Source organism: Sphingobacterium sp. 40-24, assembly GCF_001899705.1.
Lineage (GTDB): Bacteria > Bacteroidota > Bacteroidia > Sphingobacteriales > Sphingobacteriaceae > Sphingobacterium > Sphingobacterium multivorum.
This window is the reverse complement of the sequence record NZ_MKWH01000023.1, coordinates 117,797-130,908: the sequence shown is the minus strand read 5'-3', so window position 1 is coordinate 130,908 and position 13,112 is coordinate 117,797. Positions and strand designations below refer to the sequence as shown.

The window sequence follows — 13,112 nt, the reverse complement described above, 5'->3', positions numbered from 1 at the left end:
CGTAAACAAAAGAAAAATGATAAGATTAAAAAAATACGGACTTACGATGTTCTTGCTAAGTATTGTCGGTACAAGTCTGGCCCAGATGGGACAGCAAAAACAACGGGATGCTGAAGAAAAATATCGCCCACTTTACCATTTTACTCCACAGCAGGGCTGGATGAACGACCCCAATGGGCTGGTCTATTTGAACGGTAATTATCATCTTTTTTTTCAGCATAATCCCGAAAAGCCCGTTTGGGGACCAATGCATTGGGGCCATGCGATCAGTAAAGATTTGATTCATTGGGACGAGCAGAAGATCGCATTGTACCCCGACAGTTTGGGAACTATTTTCTCAGGTAGCGCTGTGATCGATAAAGACAACACCGCAGGGTTTGGGAAAGATGCTATAGTCGCCATTTTTACCCATCACAATCATCAGGAAGAGGATCGGAAAACGGGATTGCATCAAAATCAAAGTTTGGCTTATAGTTTAGATAAGGGTCTTACCTGGACAAAATATAAAGGCAATCCAGTATTACCAAACCCTGGCATATGGGATTTCAGGGATCCAAAGGTGATGTGGCATGCGCATAGCCAACGTTGGATTATGACCTTAGCTACAAAAGATTGTATTACTTTCTATTCTTCCAAAGATTTGAAAACATGGCAGAAGGAAAGTGAGTTTGGTAAAGAGGTGGGAGCCCATGGAGGCGTCTGGGAATGCCCCGATCTTATTCCCATGGACTACAAAGGAGTTACAAAGTGGGTCTTGTTGGTCAGTATCAATCCAGGTGGGCCCAACGGTGGTTCCGTAACACAATATTTTGTGGGTGACTTTGATGGACATCAGTTCCACACAGAAGATACCAAAATAAAGTGGCTGGATTGGGGACCCGATAATTATGCCGGTGTAACTTGGAGTAACCTGGGGGATAGGCACCTGATGATTGGCTGGATGAGCAACTGGCAATATGCCAATGTGGTTCCTACCACAAAATGGCGCTCCTCCTCAACCATACCACGTGTTTTATCGTTGGATAAAATTGGACAGTCGTTCTACGTTGCAAGTACTGCGCCCAAAGAAATTGAAACTGCATTTCGACCGCTTAAAAAGTACCATGGCGGCGGAACGAAGGAAGTTTCGTTCGAGCAACATCTCCCGCAAGCGTACCGTTTGGACCTCAAAGATTTGAAGCAACAGTCTTTCAAAGTGATCTTATCAAATGAATCTGGTGACGAATTGATTATTGGTTATCGTGAAGATCAAAATGCCTATTATATTGATCGTTCTAAGTCCGGGGAAGTGTCGTTTAACGAGGAATTCCCAAAGATAGCTTCAGCACAACGCCTGCTGAATAACGGAACACTCTCTTTCAGCTTGTATGTTGATGTGAGCTCTGTGGAGCTTTTTGCAGATGGGGGACTAACGGTAATGACCAGTTTATTTTTTCCGAACAGACCGATAACCAAGGTGCGTATCGTGGGGAATAAAAAGCTGGAGTTTCAAGAGCTCGGTATTGCTGGATTTAAGAGATAGAACCCCAATTTACATGATTAAAGCGATCCTCGTTTTCACGAAGGATCGCTTTATGGTTTATACTATTCTATATTATTGGCCTGATTCAAGTATACCGGCATTAATGTCGGGAAAGTCCAGGCAAAATGATTCTTTTTGTAGATAATTGGACGGTAAATCGAGAGATACGAATCATATTCAGCCGTCTGATAAATATCCTTCATGGCTTCAAGTAGGTTGGAAGGCCAGACGCCTACCGTCATGTTGTGAATGTCTACGTCAGGATTTTTAAACCAGGGCCATGCTGTAGGATGTTGATTGTAATAATATAAGTAATCTAGGGCCTTTTTGATCGATTTCCCATCCTTCGTGGCTGCAAACAGGTTCTCGCCCGTCACCTGACGTATACACCACATGGAGGCTGTTAATGGGGCCAACGAGAAATAGGTGTACCATAAACCTTTTTCTCCTCGTTTTACTTCCTCAATGAGGTGACCATCCGCTGCGATTTTTTCAAAAAGATCGCCTTTAATCAATGATATGGTGAAGGCGAGCTCTTTTGGGTCATCAAGAAAATTGGCCGAAAGCAAATTTGCAAACCTTGCCCAATCAGCAATATTATTTGGCCTTTCACGTAAGAAATGTGTCGCTTTTTGATAGACGCTGATCGTCCAGCTTTTAAAGTGATTAAGATCGTTTTCTGCCCAGAGCGGATCGTTTTTGAGCAGCTCTGCAGCAATCATTAATCCGGCACCAGCATAAGAAAGTACAACTGGTCCGTCAAACTGGGAATATTTTTTATTGATGGTGGCCCAAGCATTCATGAAGTAAAGGGCTTTTTGGGCATATTTCTGCTCCCCGTTCAACGTATAGGCGAGGGCCGTACAATAAGCGGCAAAAGCGTCTGTGTGGAGTTTTTTTGCCATGGCACGTTGGCCTTCTTTATCGCTATAAAAGCCAGGGACGCTAAAATCTTCGACAGCATGATGATTGGTCAATAAAAGAGAATCGGCCAGCGTAATCAATTGCTTGTACGCCGTATATACCGGTTCGGATTTTTTGCTGATCTGCGATTTTACAAACTTAATCTGTGCATTCGGGTGCATAAGAGATTGGGCATGGCAGGGAGAAGAAGCCGTAAAAAAATAGATCAGAATCAAGGTTGACCCTATTTTAATACATTGAGCTGTCGAACGGCTGAGCTTCCGAAAATAATATCTAAAATTTTGCATGTTTTAAATGGATACGTTTATCAATTGATTGCGCAGCTATGGGGGGATTAGCTCCTGCAAATTAAGAAAAAAATACAATAAGTTTACTGGGCTTCAGAAATTTGATTTGAATTATTGCAGCGAAGTAATTAACTTCATGCCTAGAATAATCAATTATGGACATCGATCAAAATCTGCCTGAGAAGGAACTCTTGTGCCAACTTCACTATGGAGATATCCAGGCCTTTGATATTTTGTACCATCGCTATAGCCAGATTATTTACGCCAATATTCTTAGGTTTTTGAAAGATGAAACTATCGCTGAAGATTTACTTCAGGATGTTTTTCTACGTATTTGGGAAAATAGAACAAAAATAAATCCTGAACAATCTTTCGCCGCATTTCTGTTTACCTGTTCACGTAATATTACGTTTAATTTCAAACGAAGGTTGAAATTGGAAATGGAATCCGAGATCCAGCTCGCCTATGGGGTAGTGGAATCCGAGAATACCATTGATAAAGTGCTGGATTCAAAGGAAGCCTTGGTCCTGGTCGAGGAATTACTGAGCAAATTGCCCAAACAACGCCAAAAAATATTTAGGCTGTCTAAGCTGGAGGGTAAAAGTTATCAAGAGATCGCCGAAGAAATGGGGATTTCCATTGCGACAGTTCGCGACCATATTGTCAAAGCAAATAAGTTTATCCGAAGTGGCGCATTGCAGGATAGTGGATTTTCATCATTGTTATTGGCATTGCTTCTCTATTCGGCTAAATAAAAAAATTTTTTCTAGAGCAGACCTTTATTTCATGCTGTGTGTATTTACTTTAAAATACAGCTCAGTGGAGACCAATAAATCTAAAATAGACCAATTACTTCAAAAATATCAAGAAGGGAACTGTTCGCTTGAGGAGATCGAATGGCTACAGCAAGCGCTTTCTACTACTGACACCAGTGAGCAGGATGCGATCGATCAGGCGCTAGTCGCTAGTTTACTACGGCCTTCGTCTGTTGGTAAAATGGAGGAATCGAGATTGAAAATAATACTCGAAACCATCAAAAAACAAATCCAGCAAGGAAAAGAAGATAACGATAACTTATTGGAAAAAGGAGGGGAAGATCGTATGCCGATCCAGAAGAAAACTATTATCTCCATACGATGGCCCTATTGGGCTGCAGCGGCCTGTCTATTGCTCTTTGTTTTTTCAGTAATATTTTGGCAACAGCAGACGAGTCATACCCTGGCGGACAGGAATCTCGCTGGACTGGAAGATACAAAGGATGATGCTGTACAGCCTGGCGGAAACAGTGCCACTCTTCGCTTGGCAGATGGTACAGTTTTGGAACTCGATAAGCAGGCTTCGGGGATTGTCATGGGGGAAAATATCACCTACGAAAATGGGCAATCTATCGCCGATGCCTTAAGTAAACAAGGCCAGCAAATGGATCCAAGCAAGGCGATGTTGGAGTTGACCACACCGATGGGGGGGATGTATCAAATTACTTTACCTGATGGAACAAAAGTATGGCTTAATGCGGCCTCTTCGCTAAAATATCCGATGGCCTTTGCCAAAAATGAACGAAAAGTTATCCTGTTGGGAGAGGCCTTTTTCGAGGTGACCAAAGATAGCTCGAGACCTTTCAAAATACACAGTAAAGGGCAGGAAATTGAGGTGCTTGGGACAACATTCAATGTGAATGCTTATCCGGAAAATACGGCTATTAAGACAACTTTAATCACAGGGAAGGTCAAATTATCAAACGATAATCGCGCTTCACAGGCAATATACCTTCAACCCGGTCAGCAATCGACTAATACTAATAATGGAAATATACAAGTTGCAAATGTAGATACAGCGCCGTTCACTGCCTGGAAAGATGGCTTGTTTTATTTTGACGAAACACCGGTGTCGGATGCATTGCAGCAGATTGGTCGCTGGTATAATGTAGAAGTGAGGTACAAGGGCGAAGCGCCACAAACGCATTTCTATGGTCGTATCAAACGAAACAAGTCACTCCGCGACGTACTCGATGTATTGGAAGAAGGTGGGTTGCATTTTGAGTTGAGTAAAGGTCAGGAAAAAAATATCTTATTGGTGACACCATTGCAATAAAACCTTAAATATTGATGAAAAAAGAAATGACTATAGACTCTTCTTGAGCTGGAGAAAGGTATAAGCAACACAAAAAGGGCAGTGCTGGGGGGCACTGCCTTAAATTGGATGCATATACTTACAAGTGTTGCCCAAAGGCAAATTTTTGATAACCATTTATAAATAACATACAAACCGTACAAACATATGATTTTTTATCCATTTGTTAGGCTACACCCGTGGAGTTTAACTTTACGAAGTATACTGATTATGAAATTAATCGTACTCATTTCTTTACTGACTGCAATGCAGCTGTTTGCAGAAGGAAATGCGCAAACCATAAACTTAACCGCTAAGCACGTCACCTTAAATCAGGTGATGCGCGATCTCCAAAAGCAGAGTGGCGTCAATTTTTTCTTAAATGGCAAGTCGCTGGCACAGACTCGCTTGTCAGTCAATATACAGCATGCCAAATTGGAAGATGCATTAAATGCTATCGTAGCACCTCTGGATCTGGAATGGATCAAAAAAGATGAGGTGATCGTGATAAAACCCAAAAGAAATCCATTAATTCCCGAACACAAAGAAGTCCTGCAGCGGGGCATTGCCGGTAAAGTCGTTAATGGCAAAGGACAGGCCCTGGTAGGAACGACCGTTACCGTGAAAGGAACCAATATCTCCACGGTGACAGATCAAGATGGGAAATTTACCATCCAGTTACCAACTACCAATGCAACCTTGGTAGTTTCAAACGTCGGTTACCAAGGTCTAGAAAAGAGTGTCACCGGCAATGAAGAATTGAGTATTGTGCTTCAAGAGCTTGTCAGTGGTCTAGACGAGGTGGTTGTTGTCGGGTACGGAAGTCAGAAACGCGCAAATGTGATTGGTGCTGTATCGACCGTGAACGGAAGTTCGGTGGAAAACAGATCAACGGCTACACTTAGCTCTTCTCTGGCCGGACTCGCGGCGGGGGTTAACGTACAGACCACAACCGGAAAACCGGGGGCAGATGGCGCTAATATCCTGATCCGGGGAAAGGGAACTTTAAACAATACCTCACCCTTGGTGGTGATCGATGGTATTGTCGGATCCATGGATGCTGTCAATCCCAATGATGTAGAATCGATTTCCATTTTGAAAGATGCGGCAACAGCGGCAATTTATGGATCATTGGGTTCAAATGGAGTTATTTTAATTACGACAAAAAAAGGATCAAAGGGAAAAAATAATGTATCCTATTCGGGAATGGTTTCGATGCTACGGCCCAATAATGTACCCGAATTTATTACCGACTACGCGCAGCATATGCGCCTTGTGAATGAAGGGTTCAAGAATCTGGGGCAGGCGGCCGTATATACGGATGCAACAATCAATCTCTGGGAAGAAGCGAAGAAAAATCCGAATGGATTGACCGAATTTGGGATTCCCAATGAAGTTGCGTATCCCAATACCAATTGGGGAGATGTGCTTTTTGGACAACGCAAACTCTTACAAAATCACAATCTATCCTTAAATGGTGGGAGTGAGAACACGCAATACCTCTTTTCAGTAGGTTATTTCAACAACCCGGGGACCATGCCCGAAACTGGAGCCGACAAGATACGCATGCGTATTAATCTACAATCGAAAGTTGCCAAGTTTTTAACGGTGGGTACCCAGACCTTTGGCGATATGCAGAATTTGAGTGTGGCCGATGTAGTAACTGCATATTCTTACCTGACACAGACTGTGCCCGGAGTTTATCCTTATTACAATGGCGCTTATGGTTTTCCGGCTGCCGCCGAAGAATCGGCAACCGCAAACAATGCCCTAGCTTTTCTAAATGGAATGGGAGGGAAGAACCAGGTCAACCGATTCAACACCACAATATTTGCAAAGTTAAATTTAATGAAGGGGTTGGAGTTTGAATCTAAGGTAAATTACAATTATGCGTATACCGAAACCAACTCCCATCAGGTGCCTTATGAAAAATGGAATTTTGCAACCAACAAATTGAGTACAGCTGCGCTTTCGTCGGGACAAATTACAACCCAATATGGCCTTATCAAGAGCTACAATGTGATTATTGATAATGTATTACGTTATTCAGGATCTTTTGGTAAACACGACGTTGGCGGTATCTTGGGCTATAACGAACAGTATTTTAACCAATATAATATAGGGGCGGCTAAACTGGGACTTGTACACCCCGACTTGACGACATTTAATTCGGCAACAACAATGAGTTCTATCACAGGTGATGAGCTCGACTACGGTTTACGTTCCTTTTTTGGTCGCGCCAATTATGCTTACGATAATAAATACCTGGCCGAAGCGGTGTTACGGTACGATGGATCATCACGCTTTGGAACCGCCAAGCGCTGGGGCTTCTTTCCGGCCTTCTCCGCAGGATGGCGTATTTCGGAGGAATCGTTTATGCGTCCACTTAAGTCTTTTCTGAATGATTTGCGGATAAGGGCCTCCTGGGGGAAAACCGGAAATAATGCATCCCCGGGTAATTATGATCATCTGCCCTCGTACGGTACTGTAAACTATTCATTCAATAACCAGGCTGTTCGTGGTTTGGCGCAGACTAAACTAGGAAATGACCTGTTGCATTGGGAAACCACCACTACGACAAATGTAGGCTTTACTGCGACAGCATGGAGAAATAAATTGACCGTCGAATTTGATGCCTATCGCGCTTACACGGATGGAATTCTATACGTCCCGACTATTCCGGCGACCACAGGTACCGCTACAGCAGCGACGATGAACATTGCCGAAGTGAGCAAACGAGGGATTGAATTGACGCTGGGATACCAAGATAAAATCAACGATTTTAAATATGGCGTATCAGCCAACTTCGCCTATAATACCAATCGTGTCGAAAAATATAAAGGCGCATTGTCGGAGGGGTATGTCACTGATGCCGCCGGTAATCGGGTTTACCAGTCCAATATCGGTATGGTTTCTAATGGAGTAAACCAACGGATTCTGGAAGGCCACGAAATCAATGAATTCTATTTATACAACGTATACCGTGGCTCAGGAAGCCACTTCTTAGCGGATGGCTCCGTTGATAAAAATGGTGGACCTCGCGACGGAATGATCCGGACAGAACAGGATATGGAATGGTTGAAGGCTATGGTCGCTGCAGGCTATTCATTTCAGCCCGCCGACGGGATAGATCCTACCAAGATCTGGTATGGCGACTTGATTTATTCGGATATGAACGGTGACGGTGTTTATGGAAATGTCTATGACCAAAAGTTTATGCGCAAAAGGGCAACACCAGCATTCAATTATGGTCTTAGTATCAACATGGCCTATAAAGGATTTGATGCGTCCATGATCTGGTCCGCTTCTTCAGGTATGTCGTATTATTGGAATGAACTTTATCTCAATTCCTCTATCGTCGCACAGGGGAAATCAGTCCCGGCATTGGTCGCTAACAACCATTATTATTATAATGCCGCGAATCCTTCGGATCCCAACAATCGGATAGATGGCTATTATCCACGCTTAAAAGGGGTGACCGATGCACAGAATGGACGTACCAGCAATTATTATTTATATAATGCGTCTTTTGTGAAGCTGAGAAATCTTCAGTTAGGCTACACCCTTCCTGAAAGCATAGCAAAACGTTTCTCAATCGCTAAACTTCGGATTTATTTAGCTGGTGAAAACCTGTTGACATGGACCAAGTTCCCTGGACTGGATCCGGAAATTGGACCTGCGAGCAATGATCCTTCGCTGATCAACTCGTCTGTCGTCAACTACCCAACGATGCGTCAATATTCATTGGGTTTGAATCTAACCTTTTAATCTAAATGAACACCATGAAAAAGATGAAAAAATTTCTAGCGATTGTATTGCTAACAGGTATAGTAGGGTGCAAAAAAGATCTTTTGGATACCTCTCCATATTCATCGGTTTCCACGGCAACGATGTGGACAACCGACAATTTAACAGATTTGGGCGTTGCGGGAATCTATAGTTCGTTTAGGCTCCTGATGGGGCATAGTGGACTGATCTCACCCTATGAACTGTATCAGTTTGATCGTTTTTCCTATACGGGGCAGGCACGTTTTGATGAACCCTTATTGACGGGAACCATTACCGCGGGAGACCCCTTATTTTTGAACGTTTGGAAAATTCAATATGAAGGTATTCAGCGTGCAAACGACGCCTTAAAGAATATTCCCATAAAATCGCCTTCTACAGCAGAAAAGAAAGCAAAATATATTGCGGAAGCTAAATTTCTGCGCGCTTATTTTTACTTTCGACTTAACCAACTCTACAAAGGAGTACCCATTTATCTCGAGCCCTTTACAGCGGCGGAGGCCATTAAAGGACGTAGTTCGGAAGAGGAGGTTTGGAATCAAATATTGGCTGACCTGAACGATTGTATTGCTGAAAGCAATTTCCCCGATCGTTATCCCGCGGGTAATGCAAATTATGGACATGCAACTAAAGCGGCAGCCTATGCCTTACGGGGTAAAGTTTATCTTTATCGAAAGGATTGGGCAAAAGCAGCGGCTGATTTTCAAAAAGTAAAAGATGCTGGCCACACCCTGTTCGGCGATTATAAAGCTTTGTTTAAGGAGGCCAATGAGCAGTGTCCTGAGATGATTTTTTCCATTCAGCATCGCAGTGAACAGGGATATGGGAATAATATGCAGCTATTTTGCGGTTGGCCCTCGGTCTATTCGCGAGGCTGGAATTACTATATGCCTTCACCACACTTGGTTGATCTATACGAAAATAACGATGGCTCTAAGTTTGAATGGGATAAAATTATTCCAGGATACAGCAGTTTAACCGAAAATGAAAGGGAGGTCTTTTTTCTACGTAACAACTTGACAGATGCGGAGAAGGCAGCTGCGGTATTAAGAGGTGCAAAAATGAACCTTTATCTGCCCCAAGGCAATGAGGAGCGCATCAAAAAGGCCTATGAAAATCGTGATCCCCGTTTGCAGGCCAATGTCGTGACGCCTTATTCGACTTTTAGGGGTGCCTATAATTTTACGAATGTTGAAAGTCTTCAATTTATGCGCTGGCCATTTCGTGGGCAGGCACAGGTAGACGGCGATATTCAGAGTGATACGCAGATCAATTTCTTCTATTTCTATCGAAAATTTGTTGCTGAAGGAGTCAATGAGCTTGTGGATCGTAATTATGGACCTATCGATTTTCCGATTTTTCGCTATGCTGATGTTTTATTGATGTGGGCCGAGGCCTTGAATGAAGATGGTAAACTGAATGAAGCTATAGCAAAAGTTAACGAAGTTCGCCAGCGTGCGGGGCTGGCACTTTTAAATTCCAATGCTGTAACGGCTGTTGGCGGAAAAGATGATTTACGTACACGTATTCGCAACGAACGCCGTGTGGAGTTCCCGAATGAAGGGATCAATTACTTTGACGAATTGCGTTGGGGGACCTGGAAAGAGACGGTGTTTCAAGCAGGCAATGGACGTAAGCAGGTCTGGGGGACAAATGTTGGGAATTATAGCTACAAAGGCGATTTCTTGACCGTATGGCCTATTCCGACCTCAGAAATACAGATGAACGTGAACCTGGTGCAAAACCCGGGTTGGATCGATTAGTTTTTCATTTTTTAATTAAAGCCGAGGGGGATATAGACCGCATTCCCCTCGGCCGCCTGTAACATAAACTTAAAGATGATAGTTTTCAGATATCGCTTATATATCATTTATTTTTTGATTTTTTTTTATCCCTTTTATCTCCGTGCTGATACAACTGATTTTGTAACAAACGGATTTGATTTAGCAGAGCAACAGTATGCTTTACTGTATAAAGCGCATAAGGATCTAACGAAGTATCCGAGATCTGGAGATCCCAGTGGAAAAACAACGTTTACGGATATCCGAGATTGGACTGGTGGCTTTTGGCCGGGCTGTCTTTGGTATGTTTTTGAGTATACAGGCGATGATCAATGGCGGGACGCCGCATTAAAATGGACGAATTCATTACGTCAAAATCAATTTAATACGCATCACCACGATATTGGTTTCGTAATGAACTGCAGTTATGGCAATGCCTATCGGTTGACGGGTGACACCACCTTCAAATCGATCTTGATCCAGAGTGCCAAATCTTTATTGACACGTTTCAATCCAAAGGTTGGAGCGATCAAGTCTTGGAATACATTTTCTTCTTGGGACAGTAAGCATAAATATGAATTCCCAGTCATTATCGACAATATGATGAATTTGGAACTTCTTTTTTTGGCTTCCAAATTATCTGGCGATTCTGTTTATCGGAATGCCGCTATTCGACATGCAGAAACGACGTTGAAAAATCAATACCGACCGGATTACAGTTCTTACCATGTGGTTACCTATGATCCCAATACGGGTGCTGTATTGAGCAGGGAGACTGCTCAGGGCTTTTCGGACAATTCCGCCTGGGCTAGAGGGCAAGCTTGGGGATTGTATGGATTTGTTGTGATGTATCGTGAAACGAAGGATCCTAAGTTTTTACAGGCTGCTCTAAAAATGGCAGACTTTTATGCACAGCACCCGCGCTTGCCTGATGATGGAGTTCCCTTGTGGGACTTTGATGTCGATCAAGCGGGGTTTATTCCAAACTGGGACTATCGAAAAGAAGATTTTGGCACTACCCCGCGGGATGCATCCGCTGCTGCTGTCACTGCATCGGCACTTCTGGAATTGGTTGAATATATGGAGCCGGGACAACAGCAGGATTATTTGGATCTGGCTGAAAAGATTTTGCGATCATTGGGCTCGCCAAAGTACGCTAGTGAAGTTGGAGGAAATGGTCTGTTTATCTTAAAACATAGTGTAGGCAGTATTCCACATAAAGGAGAGATTGATGTGCCTTTGGTGTATGCAGACTATTATTATTTAGAAGCCTTGACGCGATGGAACAAGCGAAGACATCGACTTGCACAGCTAATGAAGGAATGGCAGGAGATGAATAAACAGAAAGCACGGGCACTCCAAGATTTTCAGCAACAAAAGTTTGGTCTATTTATCCATTGGGGACTGTATGCGATCCCAGCAGGTATATGGAACGGTCAGAGAATAGAAGATTTAGGGAGTCCTAGTGTCGCCGAATGGATTCAATTGGTCGCAAAAATTCCACGGTCAACCTATGCCAGGTTAGCAAACCAATTTTCGCCTCAATCTTTTGATGCCGATAACATTGTTAAAATGGCCAAGGATGCTGGGATGAAATATCTTGTTGTGACAAGTAAACATCACGATGGATTTGCGCTATATGGTTCAAAGGTCAGTTCATTCAATAGTAAACAGGCTACACCCTTTAAACGCGATATCATTCAGGAACTGTATGATGCCTGTCTTCGGCATAAACTCGATTTTGGTGTCTATTATTCACAGAATATCGATTGGAGGGATGGTAGCGACGCGCAATATAAGGTAACGAAGGCACAGCATGATCTTGCCCATACCAAAACCGATGCTTTTGGTGCCAATCTTTGGGATCCCAGTAAAAATTCCTTTGCTTCGTATCTCAACGAAAAAGCAATTCCTCAGGTAAAGGAAATTTTGACGCGGTTCAAACAGCTGAAATATATCTGGTTTGATATGCCGGGACTGATGACTGCAGAACAAAGCTTTCGGTTCTATAAAACCGTTTATGATTGCAATCCACATGTTATTGTCTCAGAACGGATTGGCAATGGCATGGGCGATTATGCCATTCCAGGAGATAATCGGATTCCAGATCCTTCGGAACATTTTAACCAACCTTGGGAAGCCATCGGGACATTCAATCATTCCTGGGGCTATAAATCCTACGATCATGATTGGAAAAATGTAGACGAATTGCGCTATTGGCTTTTGGAAATTGTCAGTAAAGGTGGTAACTATATGCTCAATATTGGACCCGATGCGCAGGGGAATGTCCCTGTGCCGGTAAAGAAAAATCTTGCTATATTAGGGAAATGGTTGCGACTCAATGGTGAAGCGATTTATGGGACATCCCCATGGACCACTGCACATGAGGGGCCTACAGCAATTCGAATAACGGATACCGAACAACGGGAGAGAGAAGGATTTAAGGCATCTTTTACCGCTTCGGATTTTTGGTTTACCCAAAAGAATGATTTTGTATATGCGATGGCTCTTGTAGTACCTAAGGGTGGAATCGTCAATGTAAAGTCCCTGAACCAAAGTAAGGCTAAAGTGAAATCAGTGGAAATCTTAGGGTTTGGTCAGGTCGATTTCCAGCAGGATGACCATGGATTGCAATTGAAATTACCCAAGAAGATAGAAAACAACAGCTTGGGCTATGCGCTAAAAATAAAACTAGGCTAATTC

Annotated in this window: 7 protein-coding genes; 6 read left to right on the top strand and 1 reads right to left on the bottom strand. The window is 43.1% G+C overall.

Features of this window, described 5'->3' with window-relative positions; all coding sequences use genetic code 11:
* Positions 1 to 16: 16 nt before the first annotated feature.
* Positions 17 to 1,522 carry a glycoside hydrolase family 32 protein gene (locus BGP15_RS09320; RefSeq protein ID WP_286769321.1) on the top strand — a complete coding sequence of 502 codons (1,506 nt, stop codon included), beginning with the start codon at positions 17 to 19 and terminating at the stop codon, positions 1,520 to 1,522.
* Between the two features lie 62 nt (positions 1,523 to 1,584).
* On the opposite strand, the gene BGP15_RS09315 is transcribed toward BGP15_RS09320, so the two are convergent.
* Positions 1,585 to 2,733, bottom strand: coding sequence for an alginate lyase family protein (locus tag BGP15_RS09315; protein ID WP_286752936.1), 1,149 nt, complete (start codon positions 2,731 to 2,733; stop codon positions 1,585 to 1,587).
* Positions 2,734 to 2,888: 155 nt separating this feature from the next.
* Here BGP15_RS09315 and BGP15_RS09310 point away from each other — a divergent pair, with 155 nt between their 5' ends.
* From BGP15_RS09310 to BGP15_RS09290, 5 genes are all read left to right on the top strand, one after another.
* Positions 2,889 to 3,488, top strand: a complete 600-nt coding sequence (locus tag BGP15_RS09310; RefSeq protein WP_053003692.1) for an RNA polymerase sigma-70 factor — start codon at positions 2,889 to 2,891, stop codon at positions 3,486 to 3,488.
* Between the two features lie 64 nt (positions 3,489 to 3,552).
* Positions 3,553 to 4,824, top strand: a complete 1,272-nt coding sequence (locus tag BGP15_RS09305) for a FecR family protein (RefSeq protein ID WP_286769320.1) — start codon at positions 3,553 to 3,555, stop codon at positions 4,822 to 4,824.
* Positions 4,825 to 5,073: 249 nt separating this feature from the next.
* On the top strand, positions 5,074 to 8,610 hold the full coding sequence (locus BGP15_RS09300; RefSeq protein ID WP_286769319.1) for a SusC/RagA family TonB-linked outer membrane protein: 3,537 nt from the start codon (positions 5,074 to 5,076) through the stop codon (positions 8,608 to 8,610).
* A gap of 23 nt (positions 8,611 to 8,633) precedes the next feature.
* Positions 8,634 to 10,391 carry a RagB/SusD family nutrient uptake outer membrane protein gene (locus BGP15_RS09295; RefSeq protein WP_286769318.1) on the top strand — a complete coding sequence of 586 codons (1,758 nt, stop codon included), beginning with the start codon at positions 8,634 to 8,636 and terminating at the stop codon, positions 10,389 to 10,391.
* A 75-nt stretch (positions 10,392 to 10,466) separates the two neighbouring features.
* Positions 10,467 to 13,109 carry an alpha-L-fucosidase gene (locus tag BGP15_RS09290; protein WP_286769317.1) on the top strand — a complete coding sequence of 881 codons (2,643 nt, stop codon included), beginning with the start codon at positions 10,467 to 10,469 and terminating at the stop codon, positions 13,107 to 13,109.
* The last annotated feature ends 3 nt before the right edge of the window (positions 13,110 to 13,112 follow it).